Below are 20,766 nucleotides of genomic sequence, written 5' to 3' on the forward strand. Positions count from 1 at the left end.
TAGGGTAAAAAAGGACAGTTATTTACTATTTAGCTTTATCAATAAATCATCTATGAGTTTAATAGTTTTTTTTAGTACAGCAAAAAAACTATCAAGATTATTGAAACAATCCTTATCTAAATGCGCTAGCCTTAATTCTAAAGCTTCTTTAATAGTCTGAGTACTCCTAACTAAAATATCATTTTTTGATGTTTCTGCGATTTCAATTTTTTCTAAATTCTCATTAATACTTGATATTAAAGCATCATGATCAATCCTATATTTATTCATTAAGTATTCAGGAGTATTATCTTTTAAATATTTAAGATAAGTACTCAATTCAAACAAACAAGAAGTTTCTATTGCTTTATTTACAAAAATAACATGTAACACATCAATATTTATGTAGTGTTTGAAATCAACATTTAAGGTTATATAAAAATCTTTTGAAGATATCGTCTTAGAATCAGTTTCAAGAAAAACAAGATGAGAATCTCGGAGCTCATAAATGTCTTTTAGATTAGGAAGCATCTGATTTTGCAGAATATTTATAAAACTATCTAGGGTGTTATTCTGTAAGATTTCTTCTTTCTTTCGCTCTTTTGAATTTGTTAGCTTCATGGAGTAAAAAACAGCCCCAATAGCTCCCGAAACGGCTATAAAACCTCCGATTATATCTCCAATTATTGTTTTAAACATATGCTCGTATCCAATTAAAAATATTATTAAAATTAAAGCCGCAGTATTTACAACTTTATCAGTATTTGTAAACCCTTTATTTTGGTTCATAATTAGAGGGAAAATAAAAGTATTATTCTTCTAATTTGGTTATTATCTCTGTTATAATCCTATCTATTTTAATCATCCTTTCATTTATCAGCTCTATCTTAATTAATGCAATTGTTTTACTTTTTCTGTAATTTTCTTCTTGTATTACTAATATCCCACTAGCTATATAATCATTCATCTCGCTTTTTAAGTCAACAAAATGGCTATTTGACATTGATAGAGTATCGTAATTCATTTTATGATAATCTCGAATAACAGTCACATAATTCTCTTCTTTTAAGTCTTGTAATAAGACTGATAATTCAAAAAAGTAGTGATAAGGAAGGTTTTTTGTTTTACTAATTTTAACAAAGAATTGTTTGTCATACAAATCAAATAAAGGAGCCTTTAAGTAGCTATAAGGCATTGATAATTCGTTACTTTCTGATTCTTCTATAATCTTTAAAGCTTCATCATATAAACTATTCATTTCTTTTAAACGTGGATAATACACGTCCATAATTGTTCTATTAAATGAATAGATATTACACTGCAATTCCTTTTCTTCTTTTATGTTATCATACGAATACTTTAGGTACAATGCTACTATGGCACTAATCAATCCAACTACTATATTTTCTACCATTCTATTAAACTAATTTTAGTCAATCTCAAATATACCCAAAAACAAGAGAGGGACATCCATGTCCCTCCCTAAAAAATTAACACAATAAAATTATTCCCACTTATCAGGATCCACCACCATCGATTCTTTATTTTTCAATGTATAGAGGACATTCCATCCAAACATATTATCGAATATCGGACCAACCTTTTCAATGCTCAGGCTTGAGACATCATACAACCCATATAACCAATGGTTCGGATTATCGGATTGGGTTTTGATGTAAGCGGCAATATCCAAGGCAATCCCTTCCGTAGTATTGAGAACCTCTTCCTGTTTATCGAAGTTGTTGACTTTTCCCGTGAAGTCCAGGATCAAAAAGGAAACCCTTCGATTATTGAAACTTCCCACTTTATTTTCAGTTCGGGTAAAATCTGATGAAGTACTCTCCAGGAGCAAAGCCGGAGTTTGGACACCTGATCGGAATTGTCCTTCAATTTCATTCCAATTGAAGCGGTAAAAACCCTTGAGGCCTTTGTACTTCACCACAATTTCTTCATGAAAATCGACAATCTTCTTATGCGTGACCTTTCTTTCCATATTGCTCCTTCATTTCTTTTTGTTGTATGATGCTTTCCTCCAGTTCGTTTAAGAAGGTATAAACCAAAGTACTTTTAGTTTCATTATAGGTACCAAATTTCTGTCCTGACATTTTCAATACCACATCCAAGAAGCCTGATTTCTTGTTGCTTTTCTGTATCTTCTTCGCCGTTGGATAGATGTTTTTGTATTTACCTACAATGCTATTCTTGCAGCCATTAAAAGCCAATTGTACCGCAAATAGAAAGTCAGCCGGTGCATGACTGAAACGTTTCAAATACACTTGTTCCAATTTTAGGTGATCGTAAGTTTCGTTTGGTTTGCGGTAAAGGATTGCACATAGCAGCTGCAGGTAAACAATTTTCTTTGTCTTCAAATAAAGATTGTTCATATCATCCGCCATCGCAAACTCCTCGATGCTTAGATTGATCAAGCGATCCATTGGAGCGATGAATGCTTTGTGCTTCGGAAAGATGGTGCGATCTACATTGTTGTAAATCCATTCAAAATGCTCTTTCAACGTCGATAGTGGAACTTCATTGAGTACCAAGCGCAATTGATAGGCTTTTTTAAATTGCCACCACTTCACCTGGTTCAAATACATCCACGTCATAAAATCAAACGCAGCTCCTTTTTTATACAACATATTAGCAATTTTACGCAACTGCCAATCGTTTAGTTCGTTCCAGTTCTGAGGAATATTTATTTGAATTTTGATCTCCATTTTTTTGGGGTAAAAAGGGTTATAATGATTCCAATGGCTAAGAAGAGTATAGGTAAAATAAGCCACCAATTGTATTGCTTGCGTTCAATGCGTTTGTTTTTATTCTCTTCTGCTTTTTTGATGGCTTCCTCTAAAGTTATTGCTTTGTTTTCTTCTTTCTTTTGAAAAGTATCAGTTTCTTCTGCATGGTGGTTATTGTTAAAATCAATTTCTTCTCCTTTGGCGTGGATGGTTCCATCCGGTTGTATGGTAATCTCACCCCCTCGAACATTCAATCGCTTCATAATTTCAAACATTTTCTTTCGGTCCCATTGGATTTCCTTAACTTCTGTTTGTTCCTGCAGATGGGTTTCTTTTTCCTCCATAGCGGAGGTTTTATGTAAATCAACCTTTCTAGTTCCGCAACTAGAAAGGAAGATAAAAAGAAAAGTTAGTAGAATGATTCGCATATCTATTTGTTTTGATCGTACTTGATTAATAGATCTCCTACAAATTGTACTAACTCCATACGTTTACTGTGAAACGCTTGCATATCACTCATATTCGTAATGAAACAGAACTCAATTAGAGCAGCGGTACCAGGCTTATTTAAAATTCCTAGTTTTCCTCGATTGGATTGGCTTTCTGTTTTTACCCCTCGGTTGGCAATTCCCATAATACACGAACAACCATCGACTAACTCTTTTGCAAAGTCTTTGGAGGTTTGACCTGCGTTATTAGAAATAAATACCTCGCATCCGGTTGCTGAAGGAGAAGCTGCATTCAAGTGCATATCCAATACGACATCCCCTTTGATGGGTTTGATTCTACTTTGGTATTGGGTATTTGTTTCGTGATTTTGATCTGTTACAAATCGATGTCCCTTGTACATCAGGTATTCTATTAACAGATTTCGGAACGCATCCATTTCTTTCATTTCTACAAATCCGTGAGCCATTGCTCCAGGATCTTTGTCGTGATGTCCCGCTGATGGATATACTTTTTCTTGTGCCATATTATAAATCTTGATTGTTATCTTTTTTCGTAAATAATTCATCTCCATTTTTATTCCCATCAAAGTCAAACCACTGATTGCCTTTGCGCAGAATAAAACCGACAATTCCCTTCATTTCCTTATAACCCAATGCAGCTAAGTTCTCGAAGTAGCTAACGAGCAATTGAAGAATAATCCAAGTGAAAACCACATAGTACAGCCATTGCATGGGATTGACATCGAAGAATTGAAAAAAGTCAATGGATGCCGTCTTATTGGCAAAAGTGGAGAGTAGGTATAGGATGAAAATGTAGGTTCCTATCTTGAGAATCATACGACCTACTTTTCGGCTTTTGAATTTTTCTCCTCGTTTGAGGATATCCACTTTAATTCCCGTATGCCATTCGGCTATGATCAAAAAAACAAAAGAGAGTATCACGAAAGCATCCATATTAAACAGACTTTCCGTGCACTCTCTAATGGTTCCTAAAATAACTGCAGATTTAATCAAGTTTTCACTTGAGTTCTTATCTATGGTACTGATAAAATCGGTTTTGTCTGAATAACCAAAACCTTGTAAGAGGTAAGTAAACCAGTTCATTTCTAATTTGTTTCGAACAAAATTAGCGTGTGAATGGTTTTAGAAAAAGGACATGAAAAAACCTCTCAAGTGAGAGGTTCTTCTTTATATAGATCTAGTAAACAATTAAATTGAGATGTACCAAGTAAATTGTCTAAAAATTTATTTTGAATCATAAATGTTTTAAATGTTTCAAATTTAGGATCTAATCCCCAAATACATAAAGCTAATAATTCAAACTTGTCTTTTGGATCAAATAACATTTTGAAGAATGCTTCTTTATATTTTTTATCTTGTTCTTTTGAATCGAAAATATCAAAATCATCTAATTGATTTATAATTATTATTAAAAGATTCATGTTAGAATCAATTGAAAAAGGCAGTCGACCATTATGTACCCAATCGATATATCTTTTAGGGGTTGTGCGCTGTATTGTTTGTTCTAATGAATCAAATAAACTATCATAATTGTTTAAAAACTCTTTATCTACAATTGTTTCTAAATAATCATGATACATGTTTTCGTGGTTTTCTCCATAATATTTATGGATATTAACTTTTGTCTCATTATACATAGAGTGCAGGTTAAAAAACAAATCATTAAACTCTTGTTTATTATCCTTGATCCTTTGCCTTTCAAACTCTTTTCGTTGAGACTTAATAATTGACTCTTGATAAAATAGAGCTGCAACGACTCCCATAAAAGTAGCAACTTCGATTACAGGTTTTAAACACGATTCATACCACCCCATTACCACTCATCATCATTTGTATTTACTGCGTCCACAAACTGTTGTGCAACAGCATTAAAATATGCTTCTAACTCATTTTTCTCCTCTTCCAAACGAAGCTTTCCATTCTTTTCATTCCAAATAGCATAACATTTCCAAACGTTACCAGTGAATTCCATTCCTCCCATGTCCAAAGCAACAATCTCATATTTTACTTTGCCATCTTTGAAAGATAATTCATTGTCAAATGTTATATCAACAGGTATTTTAACTCCTCCATTTTTCACACGCATTGAATGTCTCTGAGAGAATCGTAGTTTTTTATCCTTGATATCCGATTTTATCACGTGATTTGGATTTTTGAAGGTCTCATTGACAAACAAGACAGCTGCATCGTATAATTCACTAGCGGTTTTTCCTTCAAAGTCTAAAACCAAGTAAGGTTCCTGGTTGGCTTTGGATTTTAATCCTTCAGGTGTAACTTCAAAATGTTGTGCAAAGGTTACATTCGTTAGTAACACGGCAAACAGGAGTAATAGTTTCTTCATAATTTTTTATTTTGATCATTAGTTATCAACTTATTACCACTCATCATCACGACTACTCTCTCCATTGATATGTTTGTATAGGTCTTGTAGTATAGTATTTATAGAAGCTTCTAACTCTTTGTGTCCCTCAATGTAAACCTTTTTGACACTACCATCTTTCTTAAACATGGATTCATATCCGTAATATACAGCTTGAGTGGGGTGTGTAAAGTCATTTAAAATAAAAGAGGCTCTGTATCGATTCTCTTTGATATCAATATCTAACTTATATGTAATACCATAAGACGTTCTCATTCCCAATGTAGAATAACTCCAAGCATTATCCATAAATCCATTTAAACTGACAAACTTATCTTGAATACCCCCTTTTAAAACATCTTTAGGACTATTATATTTTAGATTGATCCATTCAATAACCTTGGTGTAGATTTCCGAAGCAGGTTTATCACTTAGATCGTAAACAACTGGAGTAACTCCTGTATTGGTTAACGATGCCTTTTGATCTTGCGCAAGTAGAGAAGCAGGAAGTATCATTAAAAATGCAAAAAGTAAATTTTTAATCATAATAATTGATTTAATGTTAATTTTCAAAGATAAGATAAACTCTGAAAATTTATAAAAGGATTACGTATAACCCTACTTTTTCATAGGGAAGGCAAAGCATCCAACAACCAATAAGCATTCAATACCTCTTGCTTTTCCTCGTTTTTCTCCATTAGGTTTATCGGTTTATATCCCAATTCATAGAGAATATCGACCAATTGATAATCATCAATACATTCATATGGAAAGATCCGAAACAAGAAGTTTAGCAATTCTTTAGTCGTTAACTTTAGGTTAGCATTCTCCTTTGTTCCAGGAATAAAATTGACATAGAGATAGTCTTTTATTTTTTCAGGATAATCGTACATAAGGATTCGGATTAAAAAAAGCTCCCATACAGGAGCTTTTTGATTTACAACACAACTTTATTACTATTCACCACCTGGTGAGTTTGGTTCAGGGAACAGAACAAGGTCTCCAGTGAATACTGCTGCAGGCCATTTGGATTTATCTTTGAAGGTGATATTCAATGAATTGTTTCCTTCAGCTGCAGCTTCGATTTTGTGTTCTTGAGCATCTACCCATGCCGGCATACGCTCTGAACCTAATAATCGCATTTGTCCAGAATCAAATTCTTGGGTAACAATAATCAAGTCCTGATTCTTTACCCAACGACAAAATCCTAATAAAGATGATTTAGATCCTGCTATTTGGGCTACTAAGGAATTTTCAAATAAGCGTCTGCCTTTCTCACCAATTTGAGTGGAAGTGATTTCCCCTGTTTCAGTAATCATCGTGAGTTCTGTAAAACCGTAACCTTGTTTTAATTTGATTTCTTTTATTTCAGCTAATTCAGCAAAGGTTTCTGCAGCATTTGCCTGATCACCACATAAATCTTTAGGCACACCAACTGATTCGAAATAACTCAATGGAGCATAAAAGATTTTTTTACCCAATGCCCCCGTTGGCTCACAGCTAGAAAAACCAACATCTTCTAATTTAAGTTCAGCCATTATATTTCTTTGATAAAGATATTTTTGGAATCAATCATTGATTCTAAAACATCGGAATTCGACAAAATTTCTTCTTTTGATAGAATTACACCATCAATATTCACGCGATTAGGCATGGAAGCGGTAAAGGTGTATTTACGACCGTTATATTCGTAATAACCTAAAGCAACACGTTCTTTCGCTTCAGCTTCTTGTTCCTTTCGTGCTTGCTCTTCTTGCGCCTTTACATCAACCCCTTCAATAGGAGTTTTGTTTTTGTTTTGAACTTCTCCATCTGTAGCTGGAGAAGTTTCTTTCTTGGTTTGTTTTGCCATGGATAACTATTTTACAATTAAACCTTCTTCCTCAGGATAGAATAAAGCGTTTTGTTCTGCGTTATTTAATCCGCGTACAGCATCTGCGTCGAAGTTCGCAACAAAACACACCTGATTTACAGCTAATTCATAGTTCAAAGTAAACTCAAAGAACAATTTTAACTTGTAGTTTTCCTTTTGAATATCTGTAACTTCAGGAGCATCAATCAAGTCGATTAATTTCAACATATTCCAGTCTGGAGTCGTGAAAATAATATCGTTATTGATGTTTAAAGGAACAATTTCCATATTCAATAATGGAGTTAACATGGTGTCTTGTTCAGTAAACGTTGGGTTTACACCGTAAGCATCTTTGTACGCATCTTTATACCACATAGCTACTCTTGTTGAACAGAAAACTTTCTTTAAACTGTCCACAGCTTCTGTAGGGAGCCCTAACTCAAAAGTCTTGAATTGATCAACCACATTCACTTGAGTGATGGCTTGTAAAGGAATTGAGAAAACTGGAAAGTCTGTACTTTGTCTTGCATTTGCAATCACCGTACTCCAACCATTTAAAGACTTACCAAATTCTTTGACATTGGCGTTATCATCTCTTTTTCCTTTTAAGGAAAGTACATTAAGATCGGAAATAATTTTCTTCCCTAATTCATCCATAATGTATTTAGAAATTGACTTATCCTCTAATTCCTCTCCTTCTTCATACATTCTAGCTAACCAACTACCTACCATATCAGCTGGAACAAAACCGAAGTTTACTTTTTGTTTATATGCCAATAGTTTTTTAGCATTGAATTGGATTTCACCCATTTCTGTCCATTCACTAGAGAATCCTTGAACAACATGTGTCATTAAAGAAGTGAAAGAAGGATAGGCTCCATTTACTTGAGTAATAGTTCGACAGTGTTTGTCAACTTTAACTTCTTTTGAATAAACTGCAGGAGATAAAATTTCTGGGTTTTCTTTAATGTATTCCCCCAACTCAGTTTGAATCTGATCAATTTTTATTTTCATTTTACTTCAGAATTTTGTTTAACAATTGATTGTGTCCAGCGTTAGCATCGATAATGCTATTTTCCTCCTCTTCCCTTGTAGTAGGATTCCCTTTTGCACCGGTGTGTGCGTTACCTGGCTTCCCTTGTAGTTCCGCGATAGTTGCCAACAAAGAGGCTTGATCTGCAGTTTGGTCCGCTGTTGCTTCAATACCTGCAGCAGCTAATACAGCGTTGTATCGTGTATTGGCTTCAGTAGCCTTGTTTGTTTCTGCTGTAACCGATGCAGTTAATGTTTCTACAGCTGTTTGCCCTTCAGCTAGTGCTGTGTTAAGAGTTGCCAATTGTTCTTCATTGAAGTAAGTACCTTTGTCGGTACTTTCTAATGCTTCCACAGCTAGAGCAGCGGTAAGCGCGGTAAGTGTGATTTTCTTTGACATAGAATTTGATTGTTTGTCTTTACTTTTTGATTGTAGTAATCCGTTTACGATTCCTTTTAAGGTTCCAAGGCTGTCGATTAGTCCCATTTCTTGTGCTTTTTTGGGTGAATAAGTAGCTCCAGTAAAGACCTCTTCTTTAATAGTTGAGCGTTGACTCTTTACATCGGAAATAAATTCTTCTGTAATTGGATCTAGTTCCTCTTTGATGTAGAGTTCTGGATTGCCTTTGAGTAGTTCTCGAACTGGTTTGTTCTTATCCTTTGATTGAGTTGCATATTCTTCAACAACCGTTGCTCCTTTCGCTTTGTAGTATCCTTCTAAATCGATGAAATAGACCATGGTTCCGATTGAACCAATCTTATCTGCTCTTTTATTTGCTATGATTTTGTTGGTAGCAGAAGCGATATAATAAGCAGCACTACACAAATAACCATCTGTATAAGTTTCAATGGGTGTTTCGATGGATTGAATGATATCGTACAGTTCCGGTGTACCTGAAACTTGTCCACCACCCGAATCAACATCCAATACAATCCCAACGCAATTTGAATCGCGGTCATAGGCTTGTATTTGTTTTCCTATCGATTGAGTTCCTGTAGGACCACAGAATTGATTGTATTTGTAAATTCCTCCTTTGATTGGAATTACAGCAACATACTGATCTTCTGCATTTGGAGATGGATTGTCTTTGGTACCAGCAATGGTTGAAGTAGTAGTAAATAAGGTTGGATAGTTAGCCTTTCCTTGAACTAAATTACCCTCAAGTACATTGCGTAATTGAGGTAACAAAGTGTTTTTCATTGAAGGATCAATGAACCACTTGGTACTTAGTAAAGAGTAGATATTAGATATCATGCTGAATGTTATGATTTTACAACCACAAAGTTCTTACCCTAACATTCAGCAAAAAAGGACACTAAATCGTGTAGTAAATGGGGCGATTGCGCTGTGTGCCCTCAATGACAATCTCAATGCCCGATTTGGATTCGATGGATGTCCCATCGTCCACTTGGAAAGTAAGTAGTAACGGTTCCTGGTCCGTTCCAAAAATTTTAGTGAAACCGTTGTAATATTTTACCACTGCAATACCCGGTTGGTTAACATATTGATCCAATAGCTGTTCCAAAGCCTCCGATCGCGTCAAAATAGTGTAGGAGAGGTCTATTTCGTAGAGATCATCCTTGGATTTACTGTCATTTTTGAAGGAATTTGGAGCAATTGTTGCTTCAATGGCATGCTCCTCCGGAGTAAAGACAATTTGACTAGCAGAACGATCACTCAAGTGGATCGGCCAATTGGTGGTTTCTTCCATCAAATAGAAATCAATGGTGTAAATTCCGGATAGTTGTTCGGTACAATTAAATCGCATATTTTTTTTTATGAATTAGTCCCTAAGTTCAGCCCTTTGTTTATAAGGGTTGCGATAGTTTTAAAATTTTTGTCCGTTCCTCTTTCTTTTTATAGCGCTTATAATCGCGGTAAAGAGTGTCGTATTTCACGTCATCTTCTGTAATGCCGTGGTAATCTAAAAATATACGGATCGCCGGGAGTTCCTGACCATGTTGGTATTTGTGAATCTTCATAAAATCAAACAATTGTTCCCGGAACAAACGATCTAAGTAATTGGCGATGTCATTGGCTCGCATGGGATTGATCACTACGCCTTTGGTATTGGCATAGTATTCGGATAAGTTGATTCGATAACAATCATTCCCGAGTACAGGGGAAATACTCTTCGGATCAAACTCTTTTTCGAGTAGTTCTAAGAGGTGAATACCCAGTGTTGTTTTTTTGGAGATAAAAAGCGCCTCACCATATTTTTGAGTAAGAAACTTTTTGACATAAGTGGGAACAGGAATCGTCATATACATAGCAAGTTGAATAAGAGGTGATTATAGTGTAAAAATACGCATTTATGTTGTTTTTTACAATATGATAGATGTTTTACTGCTTTTATTCAAGGGGGAAAGAGGCTAAAAACGTAAAATACACATTGATGTTGTTTTTTGACACATGAGTTACTTTGATTATTTTTTCTTAAAATTGCTAAAGGCACAAAAAAAAATGAAAAACTAAAAATAACCCTATTGTTTTTGGAAAAAACGTCTCACAGTCTCACAACTATGATTATCAGTAAGTTAAGCTGTGAGACGCTAGTGGGATTTGTGAGACAACCTCTTTATTTGTGAGACCGATTTTTTTTAGTCTCACAAATCCCACAGAAATCCCACAAAATTTTTAAAACATAACTTATTTATTATTAATACTTTATATATAATTAATAGAGTAATATAGTCTTTGTGAGACTGTGGGAATTTTTTGCCCCTTGTTTTATAGGATTGAGAATTTTTCCAAAATTCTTTTATTTGGGGGGTGTGGGGGGGAACGGAATAAGACCAGGAGAGTGAGGTTGTTTATTTAATACAATAGAGTAGTAGGTGGGGAAAGTTGTGGGTATAAAAAAACGAAGCTGAAGGGCTTCGTTTAAGTTGTTTATTAAAAAGGTAATATTACATATTCCGATAAATTTGAAACTATATCACTTATTTGAATTATTTTCTCTACTTGATTTGTTCCTGGTCTATCTATTTTAGTAAAAAGATATTCTCCTTGAATAGAAGTTATTTCTCCAATCTCAATGCCATTTCTATAGAGATGAGTCCCTATATCAAAAGCTTTATCCCCTATTGAAAACCCTGTAATTTTGTTGTCCGAATATTTCTTATGAATTAAAAGAACGGGAGTTTCTCTTTTGTGATTTATTTGTAAAGATTGATTTGAAGGATTCATTTTTTCTAGTTGTCTTAACTTCTCTAGAATTAATTGTGTATCAGAAGATATTTCTGTGGTTTTAGCCGGTTCTGCAGCGGTTATTCCTAAATGTTTAATAATAGAATTCTCGAAAGAGTCTTTATCTGAATGTAATATTGTTTTTTCAATAGAAGCTGCTATTTCAAGTACTTTTGGTTCTATATTATCGATTCTTAAGTTTTCATCATATTGAATGGTTCTTATCCCTGCAACATCAAATACTCGAGGTGTTTGAACATCTTTTATTAGTGTAACACTTTTGTCAAATGCTTGCCTCATTCCTAGTTCATAGAAAACATTTGCATTTCGTGCACTTAAGTCACAAATAACGTGCTCTGATTCTAAAATCTTTTTAATGATGTCTAAACGAATATCATTGGTTAAAGTTTCTTCATCAGCCCTACGTGCTTCCAATCCTGCTTTTTCTATTGCGGGTTTAATCAAATGCAGATAAACTCGGTCAAAGTGTCCTGTTGGATATCCCTCTTGGTCTGAAATAGGCATAACTACAAAGCAAATCCTTTCTTTATCTTCAACTGTCTCTTGTTCTGTGTTTTTTTCTTTCGTTGTGTTTTTTGCACTCATAGTTTTCTTATTTAGTTAGATAGGTTACAGAAATCGAAAATAGTTGAAAAGTTAAATAAAAGCAACTTTGTCATTGATAGAAATAAAAATCCCTGCAGATACTTGTAATCTGCAGGGATTTATAAAAGTTATTATTCTTTTCTTTTGCGATGTGCAATTACTCTTCCATTTCTTCCATTTCCTCCATCTTTGATATATTCTCTTTCTTTCCCTTGCCATTCTCTTAAAGTGTCAGAACTCTTTCCTCCAGAGGATGTAATAAGTTTAAGTAGTTCTTTTAAAAACCCCATATTCTAATTGTTTTACATTAATGAATGAGGCTAAAGTATTAAAACACCAAAAATAACTTAGAAACTATTAAGTGAAGACAGGGGTTTCTTGAGTCTATAATAGTTAAGATAGATATGCAGGTTTAAAATCAAAGGTTACTTGAGAGAATCCCTCTAAACGATGTACTCCTGGATCAAATACCGTATAGGTCAGTATAATGGGATTACACCTCTTGTTCGCTTCATTCTTTTGTGCAACTACTTGGTTAATGACATCTTTCATATTTTCCAATGCTTCAGCTTTAATCAATTGTCGATCTAGTGTTTTTAAATAAGCAGAGAATTCCTTTTGGAGGTTGTTTTTTAATACATAGACGTTAGATAGTTCTATATAGTAATGGGTGGGTTGTTTATTCATAATTCAAAAGTTGTTTTTCGTGATCCATCAAAATGAACCCTTCATTGTAAAAAAGTTTTACCTGCAGATAGTTGCTGATCTCGAGCAATAGGATGGTGATATCTACTTTTTGCCACCATTTCACTCGATGGAAATCAGTCACGGCATACAGTAATTTCAAAGGATTTAGATTGAATTTGACAAGTAGCTGCAGCTCTTCAATTTCGTTTTTATCTGTTGTCCGGAGATCAACAGCCGTATCGATATACAAGAGAGCCAGTGTATGTTCAAAGGCTTCTCTTGTGAGGTTTTGATTGAACATCATCGCATTTAATTGGCGAACTCTGGTTCATCCAACATCGAGGTTTGCAAATTCACATGCTTCCAATCGTCAAAGCTCAATTGACGCAGTTCCTTCAGTTCCCCTTCAGATTGCTTCAATTTGCCCTGGGCTTCTTTGAAGTTGGTTTTATACACTTCAATCTCTTGGAGTTTAGCTTCCGTGCGTTCTTTCATTTCCTTGAGGTAAACACGACTCAAAAAGAGGGAGTCATATATCGCATCATAACAAACGCGTTGGTATTGAATTACGCTGGCTTTGGCTTCTTCTTTGACGTTATTGGGGTTGATAGTGAATAGCCACCCAAAAACATACTTTAGTGGTAAACAGACCATTTCATACGTTTTTTTGTCTGCTCCAGTTGCCTCCTCCAGGGAGGTAACTGAAGCTAATAATTGGTCGTTGTAAATTTTCTTGCGCTGTGGTTCAAAATCAATTCCAATGGCTTCACAAATCGGCTTGATTGGAATCATTTGATTGGCTAATTCTACGATATTAACTCCATTTACGGTGGTGATGATTGTTGTGTTCATAATTGCTTATTCTTTTACGTTTCTACTTCTTTTGGGTTTAACCACTTCTTGCACTTGCTGCACCTCACTCTCGTGATTTCCAGCGTTGCTATCTGTCTCAGGATTATTTTCTCCTTCTCCAGGTGTGAGCAGTTCTCGTTCGCGGACAAAGTAATTTTTGTCGTGGCTTCCTTTTCGGTAGAGGAATACTTTTTTTGCATGGCGGTCAATGAGTTCAATGGGGCTTACTTGTTTTGCTTGTAGTTCCTTGATAATTTCTTGGGCTTCCTGTGTGAAATCTTTTTCGTGTGAAGCGCCTGTTGCTTTAATTTCAAATCTTTTTTTCATATTCTCTTTTTAAATAAATTAGTTCTATAGGGTTGATGGGCAAATACACACATTCCAAATTGAAATGTTGATAAAACTCTTGAATGTTCATCCCTTTATAGGTGTAAAAGGGATATTCATAGAATTCTTGTGTCTCGTGATTCTTGACGAAATACAAAAATCCAGGCTTTTTGAATTTGTCGAGATCGTGCTGTGTCGCTACCACCAAAGGGAGCTGTACACAGGTATAGGTTTTAGATTCCTGTTGCATCATGGTCAAAAAAATCTGAATTGTCCGGGTTAGCTTCACTTGCACTTGTGCGGTCTAGGTTCAAGATGCCTCCATTGAGCATCATGTCATAGTTGAACACCAGGGCAGTGGTTGAGACATCACCAAATCGATGTCCTCCAGCTTTGGTACCAATGAAATACTTCTTCGATTTGAAGTAGTTTCGAATAGTTGAATCTGTAATTACTTCAGCTCCTCCTCGGGTTGTTACTTCCTTATGGTACAATTGATGCAAGGCTTTTTGATTCAGATATAATACTCTTGTATGGGATGTATTCTTCCAAACAAAAGGTTGATCTCCTTTTCTCGTGTATAGCGATATAATAGGTTCATTGCTAATATTGAAGTGCGTTTTATTGTTGATGCGTCTTGTATCCAATAAGAACTCAATTACTCTCCAGTACTCTGCCAATCCTTCAGACTCAACAATGAGATCCGACGTATCTAGAATGGCATCTAGAAACTGTTGGTACAATTTGTTTAGATCAAAAATCAAATTCATCTTTTCAGATAATAGTGATAAGGGAGTGATTAAGGCTACATAGTTTTGCAACATGCGTTCCTGGTACTCTTTGCCCTTTAAATCTTTTTTGTATTTGCTGATGTAATAGGAATACTTTTGGTGAATGTTTTCTTCTACATACGGCCTAAAGTCAAGAATATCAATGAGCATGGAGGACAATCCCATTTCCTCCCAAGCTTTTAACTTGTTGTATTCAGCCACTTCTTCTGTAGTGAATGGATCCAGGGGCTTAATAAAATTTAAAATGATACTTCTTGAGGTCAAGGAGTTGTCATCACGACTACTCAAGTATTGGGATAGAATAAACATCGAGCAATGGACTTTGGTTGTTGTCGTTTTATTATCTCCAGTTGCTTTACCCATTTCACGTCCACGTCCATCGTAAGCTCCCTTTAACGCTTGGAAAATCTTGTCATCTAAGTTATCGTGATACTCTTCTAACATCGTAGGAGCGTTCATAATTCGCGCCAATCGTCTGAAGAAAGCAACGGGTGTTCCGGAGTTCAAATCGAAGGGTTCTTGCTTGTGGGTGAATAAAGCCACACAGCTTTCTGCAAACTTCGATTTCCCCGATCCTTTATCCCCACCACAAAATACATGTGGAAAGAACTGATAGCGTTTCAAATAGATATCACGGAATAAGGAAGCAATATTGAAGGCGACACCAATCGCAGCTTTCTCATAGCCATAGACTTTGATTAGTTGTTCAATCCACTTTTGAAGCGTAACCGGACTTTGCTTGTACACAAAGTATCGGTCGTTCTCGTATGGATCATCACCATCGCGTAAATCCTTGTAAATGGCGGAAAAGGCAGGTAAGAAATAACTGTCTACTTTTTCAAAATAATCCCCTTTGTCAGCTTCTTCGTATTCTTCCTTTTTAATTTCGATAATACCATATGGATTGACTTTTTTCAACATTCCCTTGTCATAGATGGAATCCGCAAAGGCGAATATCTTCTCTTTGGGTTGCCATCCAAGGGTAGTAATTTCATAGGCTTTGGTGAACGAATTCAAAATTCGATTGCGCATCATAATGAAATGGTTGTTGTTGACGTTTTCGGTAAACACCATATTTCCTTCATCAATGATTTTGGTCTCGAACTTCGCCTTTTGAACAAAATCACCTGATTCAAATACAATCAGCTTTTTACGCCCATTGTCGTAATTCGCTTCACAAATACGCTTGTTGTTCACTTGGCCATAGATGTGAAATAAAGGTTCGATTTTAAAGTTGGTTCCTCTAAAGAATCCACCACTGCGTCCAGGGAAGTGGTAGTTGTCATCCACTGTTACAAAACTGTACTTTTTGTACTCTTCGATATCTGCACCTGCAGGCAACTTCAATTCATCTCGTTCAGTTTCTGTATTTTGAACACCTGCAGCAACGCGTTGTTCGATTTCAGTACGGATGTCTTCGATTACATCGGTAATTGATTTTTTGGGTAACTTAAATATTTTTGCAGCTTTATCGATGTATAAGTTTCGCTTGATGTCATCATCGATAGTATGCAGTATTTCAGCTGTTTGAGAAACTGAAGCTGATATTTCATCCGGATCGTCTGAAGCAATATTTTTGAGCTTGGTAATCTTCCATTCAAAGGCATCTTGTTGATGATCCTCAACGTATTTTTTCAAATCAGCTTTTCTCGAGAAACTATCAGGATCTTCACCTAAGGGCAAGAAACATACTTGTACGCGAAATCCGTAATTCAAAAGGATATCGATATCTTTAAAAGCGGCCGCAGTACCTGGGCCTAAATCTTTGGGATTAATCGCTCGAATGCGATCATCCAATTGGTCGGCTATGATTTGATCTTCATCTGAATCGCTGAGTTTTTTTAAAACTAAACGCGCGACTTCCACACAGTTCAATTCATTGATTCCCGTAAACTTCTCGCTTAGGTCAATGTTTTTATCCTGGATAATCGATTTCGTTAAATCGATTAAGGTTTTGACAGCCTTTGGATAGTCATTGTCTCGCATCACAATGACAGTGCGTGCATAGCGCTTGAGTAAAAGCGCTTGTTCTTTGGTAAGGGCAGTTCCACAGGTAGCAATAGCATTACCCAAACCATTTTGATGGCAGGCAATCACATCCGTATAACCTTCTGTTAAGATGGCTACTCCCGTTTGTGCAATGGGTTTTCGCCCTTGGTACAATCCGTATAATACTTTGGTTTTGATATAGTAAGGAGTTTCTTTGCTATTTAGGTATTTTGGCAGTACCTCTTGAGGAGCGCGCCCACCAAAACCAACTACTTCTCCTTTTTCGTTCTGAATAGGAAATAGTAAGCGATCATTAAAGAAGTCGGAATTGCGGTCTTCTTTCACGGAAATTAACCCCAATGTTTTTCCCATTTCAAAATGACCAGCCTCAATCAATGGAGCAGTAATAATACGTTGCCCGGGCGTGTAACCAATTTGGAAGTTTAAGATAGATTCAGGAGAGAATTGTCTCTCCTGAACCATCTTTTTCGCCCAATGCGTATCAGCTAAGTTATTGTACTCTTTTTGATACTTTTGAGTTACTTCATTTAATAAATCAACGGCTTTTTTCTTTTTCTCTATCTTGGCTTGTTGCTCTGCAGAAACCTCTTCGTGTTCTAAGGTGATCCCACAAATAGAAGCGATTTTTTCCACCGCTTCAACAAAATTTAATGCATCTTTCAACCGAACGAATTTAATTCCATCACCGGCTTGACCAGATGAATAACACACCCAGTTATTCTTCGCGGGATTCACGTGAAAAGAAGGGGTGCTCTCATTGGTCAGTGGGGACTTACAAACCCAAGAGCTCCCGCTTTTCTTTAACTCTGCGTAATGGGAGATTATATTATATATGTCTGCTTCTCTTACTCGATCTAGTGAACTTTCTTTAATCTGCATGGTGTTGGTTGGGTTTTAGTAGGGTTATGATCTCCAATATTCTTCGTAATATAGTAAGCTCTGTATTGAGCTGTTTTTGTCTTCTTTCGTTGTGTTCTTTCGCTTGTATAAAAGCTTCTTTCACACTTGGGGTTTGGATGAAACTAATGGTTTGTTCCGCTTGCTCCAGTTGCTCCGTGATATGCACAAATTCTTTGGTCTTTTGTACTTTGATGGCTTGTAGATCACTGTCGTCATAAATCAATTGACAAGCGACAAGTACTTCTATTTTATCACTGTCGTTGGATTGAACTGCATAGTCTTTAATTACGGTTACTGATAAGGTGTTGAGTAATTGTGACTTTTTAAAGAACAGATTGAACGCGATACCCAAATGGTGGATAAGGTCAGTTCCGTAATACATTTTAAAATCTTCATAAGCAAGCATAGGCGTGAGCTTTACTGTTAGTTTCATGGGTCATAGTTAAAAGTGAGCTTTCAATTTCATCACCTCTCTCTTACTTTTAACCTTTAATTTTCTGAATACACTCATTTTATGAGTTCCAACCGTACTTGGAGCAATAAAGAGTTGTTCTGCAATCACTTTATCTTCCAATCCTTCAGCTAGTAGCATAAAAACTTCTTTTTCTCTTGGTGTAAAACCATAATCTAACTTTAATTGTTTGGAGGGCCATCTAGCACATTTACAGTTCTTAGAACATCTAAAGCCTTCAGCTGGACCAAATTCACCTTCTACGATATCTGGGGTGTTGTTTAATCCACCATAAATGCAGAATGCGTACTCGTTTAATGCCTCACTAAAAGATAGTTTTCCTAAATCACTCCATGCAATGGGATCATTTAAAAACATCGCATATAGCTTTGTTCTTAATTCTTTAGGCAACTGATCAATTAATCTTATTTTACCGTTTTGAATGAAATAAGCTTTTCTGGCTGTATTATCTCCAAATATTTCAATGTTATTATCTGTAGGTAAAAGACCAGATATAATGTTTTTTTGTGTAAATTTGTCTTGCATTTTTCGATTGTTATTTAATTAATGATTGAGATTTTAAACCCAGAGTGACCGCTCTGGGTTTTTTTGTTTATACATCTTTTTGTAATATTTCTTTCTTCTTTATAGCGAAATCTTTGTATTGTTTTTTCTTGTTATTGCATAGTTCAATAATCGCCTTTTCTACTCTAATGTCTTCTCTAATTCCATTTACAATATGAGTGATGTAGCTTCTTGAAAAAGGTTTTCCTTTGGCATTATAGATGCTATTCATCTCTAGGAAGTCCAGTATTTGTGATGTATACCTGAATCCTAAGATGTTTTTTATTCGGTTTGTTAAATCGGAGCAAATCATATGTTTATACTATTTTAATGAATGATACATTTTTGTAACTTGTATTAGTTATGTATTAGTATTGTACTACAAATAAACAATACATTTTTATATCATCAAAGTAAAATGATATAAAAATTTCTCTTTTTGATTAAAATAAAATGTAAAGACATGGAAGTCATAGGTTTGCGATTAAAAAAATATTTAGAGTATAAAGATGTAAAAAGAGCTGATTTTGCTGAGGAGGTAAATATGTCTTACGCTTCATTAACACATTTGTTAAATGGCAATAGAAATATGAGTAGCGACATGTTAGATAGGATATTTACATATTTTCCAGATCTGAATGCACGATGGTTCGTGTCAGGTAAGGGACCCATGGAATACACTGTTTCTTCCTATTTCATTGATCAAGAGAAAGAATACCCAGTAGTAAAGGAAGAACCGATGTATGATAGAGATCAATTACTTCGAGAGTTTATTGAAGATGAGGATGTATTGAATGCGGTTCGCAATCTATTGGACAAAGCTTTGGAGCAAAATGTGAAACAGATTGAAAACAAGGAATAGGTAATGAGTGTAGGTAATCGATTAAGAGAATATCTAAAGCTTCAGAAAGTAAGTCGCAAAGATTTTGCAGAAGCGATTGGAGTCAATTACAATTCACTTTCTCGCATGTTAACCGAGGGAAGATTCATGCAAAGTGATACGATAGAAAAAGCACTGAAGTATTTTCCCAACTTAAATGCGCGTTGGTTAATCACCGGTGAAGGATCACCGGAACTCAAGATATTGGATGCGGCATCCATTACCAATGAATTATTGGCAAGTGCTGTAGTTAAGCAGCATTTGGAAGAAATCGTTAAGCGAAAATTGGAAGAATAAAATCCCAAACGTACCAATCACTTACCAATAGGAAAAGTAAACGTCTGATTTATAAGAATGTAAATAGGATGGGCAACCCCTCCCGCGGACGCAAAAAAAAGCACTTAGGGTCTTCCTAAGTGCTTTTTTTTATGAAAAAAACGTTTTTTATGCTATTTTTTCTAAAAAGTGATAAAAATCATGTTTTATGCATGCATAGTATCATACTTTTGATGTGTAATAAAATAAAGCTATAAAGAGAAATTACGTTTCTTGTTATCTTTTGTGTAAATATTGTTTTAGTGTCTTAATCGAAATGGTTTACAGAAGATAGGGAGAAATGCTATGAAAAAGAAAAAGATATTTTGTAGTTTGTGAGTTTGGCTACAGAATAGCATATTGTTGTTTGAAAAAAAGCACTAATCGCTAGTTAGTGCTTTTTTATTTTTATTATCTCTGGTATTTGCAACAACCGTGTAAATCATTATAAGCTTCATCCGTTGCTTTTACTGCATCTGTATCATGACCTGCTTTAGCAATAGCCTCTTGGATTTCTTTTCCCGTTGTTTTCTTTGGATTTAAGTATACGGTCAATTGTTGGTCGGCAATAGACCAATCAACAGAGCGAACCCCTTTTACGTCCAAAGCAGCTTTTTCAATGCGCTTTTTGCACATTTCGCACAGACCTTTTACGCCAATTACTTGCTTTGGCTGCTCTTTTTCTTGTGCAGATACCGCTGCAGTTGTAAGTAGGACTAATCCTAAAGTTAAAAATAATTTTTTCATATAGTAAAGAGTTTGA

The 20,766-nt window shown here is 35.3% G+C and carries 31 protein-coding genes; 2 read left to right on the top strand and 29 right to left on the bottom strand.

The features are described from left to right. Positions 1 to 18 precede the first annotated feature (18 nt). The 28 genes from FBR08_RS08515 to FBR08_RS08650 form a co-directional block, all read right to left on the bottom strand. Positions 19 to 768, bottom strand: a complete 750-nt coding sequence (locus FBR08_RS08515) for a hypothetical protein (RefSeq protein WP_158962340.1) — start codon at positions 766 to 768, stop codon at positions 19 to 21. Between the two features lie 22 nt (positions 769 to 790). Next, positions 791 to 1,393 (bottom strand): hypothetical protein, encoded by a 603-nt coding sequence (locus FBR08_RS08520; protein WP_158962341.1) that lies wholly within the window; start codon positions 1,391 to 1,393, stop codon positions 791 to 793. A 90-nt stretch (positions 1,394 to 1,483) separates the two neighbouring features. Then, entirely contained in the window at positions 1,484 to 1,972 is a 489-nt protein-coding gene (locus FBR08_RS08525; RefSeq protein WP_158962342.1) for a hypothetical protein, read from the bottom strand. Next, on the bottom strand, positions 1,950 to 2,696 hold the full coding sequence (locus FBR08_RS08530; RefSeq protein ID WP_233266303.1) for a hypothetical protein: 747 nt from the start codon (positions 2,694 to 2,696) through the stop codon (positions 1,950 to 1,952). Before FBR08_RS08530 ends, FBR08_RS08525 begins: the two co-directional genes overlap by 23 nt. Then, complete coding sequence (locus tag FBR08_RS08535; RefSeq protein WP_158962343.1) at positions 2,675 to 3,061, bottom strand: hypothetical protein; 387 nt, start codon at positions 3,059 to 3,061, stop codon at positions 2,675 to 2,677. Before FBR08_RS08535 ends, FBR08_RS08530 begins: the two co-directional genes overlap by 22 nt. Before the next feature lie 86 nt (positions 3,062 to 3,147). Further along, the gene (locus FBR08_RS08540) at positions 3,148 to 3,690 is read right to left on the bottom strand and encodes an N-acetylmuramoyl-L-alanine amidase (protein ID WP_158962344.1); all 543 of its coding nucleotides are present in this window, start codon (positions 3,688 to 3,690) and stop codon (positions 3,148 to 3,150) included. Position 3,691: 1 nt separating this feature from the next. Beyond that, on the bottom strand, positions 3,692 to 4,270 hold the full coding sequence (locus FBR08_RS08545; protein WP_158962345.1) for a phage holin family protein: 579 nt from the start codon (positions 4,268 to 4,270) through the stop codon (positions 3,692 to 3,694). 65 nt (positions 4,271 to 4,335) lie between these two features. Further along, entirely contained in the window at positions 4,336 to 5,001 is a 666-nt protein-coding gene (locus FBR08_RS08550) for a hypothetical protein (protein ID WP_158962346.1), read from the bottom strand. Continuing rightward, positions 5,001 to 5,528 (bottom strand): DUF4468 domain-containing protein, encoded by a 528-nt coding sequence (locus FBR08_RS08555; RefSeq protein ID WP_158962347.1) that lies wholly within the window; start codon positions 5,526 to 5,528, stop codon positions 5,001 to 5,003. The genes FBR08_RS08550 and FBR08_RS08555 overlap by 1 nt, the downstream gene beginning before the upstream one ends. Positions 5,529 to 5,561: 33 nt before the next feature. Continuing rightward, complete coding sequence (locus FBR08_RS08560) at positions 5,562 to 6,092, bottom strand: DUF4468 domain-containing protein (protein ID WP_158962348.1); 531 nt, start codon at positions 6,090 to 6,092, stop codon at positions 5,562 to 5,564. 80 nt (positions 6,093 to 6,172) lie between these two features. Further along, complete coding sequence (locus FBR08_RS08565) at positions 6,173 to 6,439, bottom strand: hypothetical protein (RefSeq protein ID WP_158962349.1); 267 nt, start codon at positions 6,437 to 6,439, stop codon at positions 6,173 to 6,175. A gap of 63 nt (positions 6,440 to 6,502) precedes the next feature. Then, positions 6,503 to 7,084: a hypothetical protein gene (locus FBR08_RS08570; RefSeq protein ID WP_158962350.1), complete on the bottom strand. Its 582-nt coding sequence runs from the start codon at positions 7,082 to 7,084 to the stop codon at positions 6,503 to 6,505. Further along, on the bottom strand, positions 7,084 to 7,398 hold the full coding sequence (locus tag FBR08_RS08575; RefSeq protein ID WP_158962351.1) for a hypothetical protein: 315 nt from the start codon (positions 7,396 to 7,398) through the stop codon (positions 7,084 to 7,086). Before FBR08_RS08575 ends, FBR08_RS08570 begins: the two co-directional genes overlap by 1 nt. A gap of 6 nt (positions 7,399 to 7,404) precedes the next feature. Then, positions 7,405 to 8,412: a hypothetical protein gene (locus FBR08_RS08580; protein WP_158962352.1), complete on the bottom strand. Its 1,008-nt coding sequence runs from the start codon at positions 8,410 to 8,412 to the stop codon at positions 7,405 to 7,407. 1 nt (position 8,413) lies between these two features. Beyond that, positions 8,414 to 9,631, bottom strand: a complete 1,218-nt coding sequence (locus FBR08_RS08585) for a S49 family peptidase (protein WP_158962353.1) — start codon at positions 9,629 to 9,631, stop codon at positions 8,414 to 8,416. A 115-nt stretch (positions 9,632 to 9,746) separates the two neighbouring features. Then, complete coding sequence (locus tag FBR08_RS08590) at positions 9,747 to 10,199, bottom strand: hypothetical protein (RefSeq protein ID WP_158962354.1); 453 nt, start codon at positions 10,197 to 10,199, stop codon at positions 9,747 to 9,749. Positions 10,200 to 10,239: 40 nt separating this feature from the next. Then, positions 10,240 to 10,695, bottom strand: a complete 456-nt coding sequence (locus FBR08_RS08595) for a hypothetical protein (protein ID WP_233266069.1) — start codon at positions 10,693 to 10,695, stop codon at positions 10,240 to 10,242. A gap of 631 nt (positions 10,696 to 11,326) precedes the next feature. Next, positions 11,327 to 12,226, bottom strand: coding sequence for a hypothetical protein (locus FBR08_RS08600; RefSeq protein WP_158962356.1), 900 nt, complete (start codon positions 12,224 to 12,226; stop codon positions 11,327 to 11,329). A 131-nt stretch (positions 12,227 to 12,357) separates the two neighbouring features. After that, positions 12,358 to 12,516, bottom strand: coding sequence for a hypothetical protein (locus FBR08_RS08605; protein WP_158962357.1), 159 nt, complete (start codon positions 12,514 to 12,516; stop codon positions 12,358 to 12,360). 103 nt (positions 12,517 to 12,619) lie between these two features. Continuing rightward, positions 12,620 to 12,913, bottom strand: coding sequence for a hypothetical protein (locus FBR08_RS08610; RefSeq protein WP_158962358.1), 294 nt, complete (start codon positions 12,911 to 12,913; stop codon positions 12,620 to 12,622). Beyond that, on the bottom strand, positions 12,906 to 13,217 hold the full coding sequence (locus FBR08_RS08615; protein ID WP_158962359.1) for a hypothetical protein: 312 nt from the start codon (positions 13,215 to 13,217) through the stop codon (positions 12,906 to 12,908). The genes FBR08_RS08610 and FBR08_RS08615 overlap by 8 nt, the downstream gene beginning before the upstream one ends. A gap of 5 nt (positions 13,218 to 13,222) precedes the next feature. Beyond that, entirely contained in the window at positions 13,223 to 13,765 is a 543-nt protein-coding gene (locus FBR08_RS08620) for a phage antirepressor N-terminal domain-containing protein (RefSeq protein ID WP_158962360.1), read from the bottom strand. Positions 13,766 to 13,771: 6 nt separating this feature from the next. Next, positions 13,772 to 14,092, bottom strand: coding sequence for a hypothetical protein (locus FBR08_RS08625; RefSeq protein WP_158962361.1), 321 nt, complete (start codon positions 14,090 to 14,092; stop codon positions 13,772 to 13,774). Continuing rightward, positions 14,076 to 14,345 carry a hypothetical protein gene (locus FBR08_RS08630; protein ID WP_158962362.1) on the bottom strand — a complete coding sequence of 90 codons (270 nt, stop codon included), beginning with the start codon at positions 14,343 to 14,345 and terminating at the stop codon, positions 14,076 to 14,078. Before FBR08_RS08630 ends, FBR08_RS08625 begins: the two co-directional genes overlap by 17 nt. Then, positions 14,326 to 17,772 (bottom strand): DNA primase, encoded by a 3,447-nt coding sequence (dnaG, locus tag FBR08_RS08635; protein ID WP_158962363.1) that lies wholly within the window; start codon positions 17,770 to 17,772, stop codon positions 14,326 to 14,328. The genes FBR08_RS08630 and dnaG overlap by 20 nt, the downstream gene beginning before the upstream one ends. Further along, positions 17,762 to 18,226 (bottom strand): hypothetical protein, encoded by a 465-nt coding sequence (locus FBR08_RS08640; RefSeq protein ID WP_158962364.1) that lies wholly within the window; start codon positions 18,224 to 18,226, stop codon positions 17,762 to 17,764. The genes dnaG and FBR08_RS08640 overlap by 11 nt, the downstream gene beginning before the upstream one ends. Positions 18,227 to 18,235: 9 nt before the next feature. Further along, complete coding sequence (locus FBR08_RS08645) at positions 18,236 to 18,790, bottom strand: response regulator transcription factor (protein ID WP_158962365.1); 555 nt, start codon at positions 18,788 to 18,790, stop codon at positions 18,236 to 18,238. 67 nt (positions 18,791 to 18,857) lie between these two features. Further along, positions 18,858 to 19,040: a hypothetical protein gene (locus FBR08_RS08650; protein ID WP_158962366.1), complete on the bottom strand. Its 183-nt coding sequence runs from the start codon at positions 19,038 to 19,040 to the stop codon at positions 18,858 to 18,860. A gap of 231 nt (positions 19,041 to 19,271) precedes the next feature. On the opposite strand from FBR08_RS08650, the gene FBR08_RS08655 reads away from it, so the two are divergent. Both FBR08_RS08655 and FBR08_RS08660 read left to right on the top strand, forming a co-directional pair. After that, complete coding sequence (locus FBR08_RS08655) at positions 19,272 to 19,670, top strand: helix-turn-helix domain-containing protein (RefSeq protein WP_158962367.1); 399 nt, start codon at positions 19,272 to 19,274, stop codon at positions 19,668 to 19,670. Positions 19,671 to 19,673: 3 nt separating this feature from the next. Further along, complete coding sequence (locus FBR08_RS08660; protein WP_158962368.1) at positions 19,674 to 19,985, top strand: helix-turn-helix domain-containing protein; 312 nt, start codon at positions 19,674 to 19,676, stop codon at positions 19,983 to 19,985. 429 nt (positions 19,986 to 20,414) lie between these two features. Here FBR08_RS08660 and FBR08_RS08665 read toward each other — a convergent pair whose 3' ends face one another. Then, positions 20,415 to 20,750, bottom strand: coding sequence for a heavy-metal-associated domain-containing protein (locus tag FBR08_RS08665; protein WP_158962369.1), 336 nt, complete (start codon positions 20,748 to 20,750; stop codon positions 20,415 to 20,417). Positions 20,751 to 20,766 lie beyond the last annotated feature (16 nt).

Origin of the sequence: Myroides fluvii (genome assembly GCF_009792295.1) — a bacterium.
Taxonomy (GTDB): domain Bacteria; phylum Bacteroidota; class Bacteroidia; order Flavobacteriales; family Flavobacteriaceae; genus Flavobacterium; species Flavobacterium fluvii_A.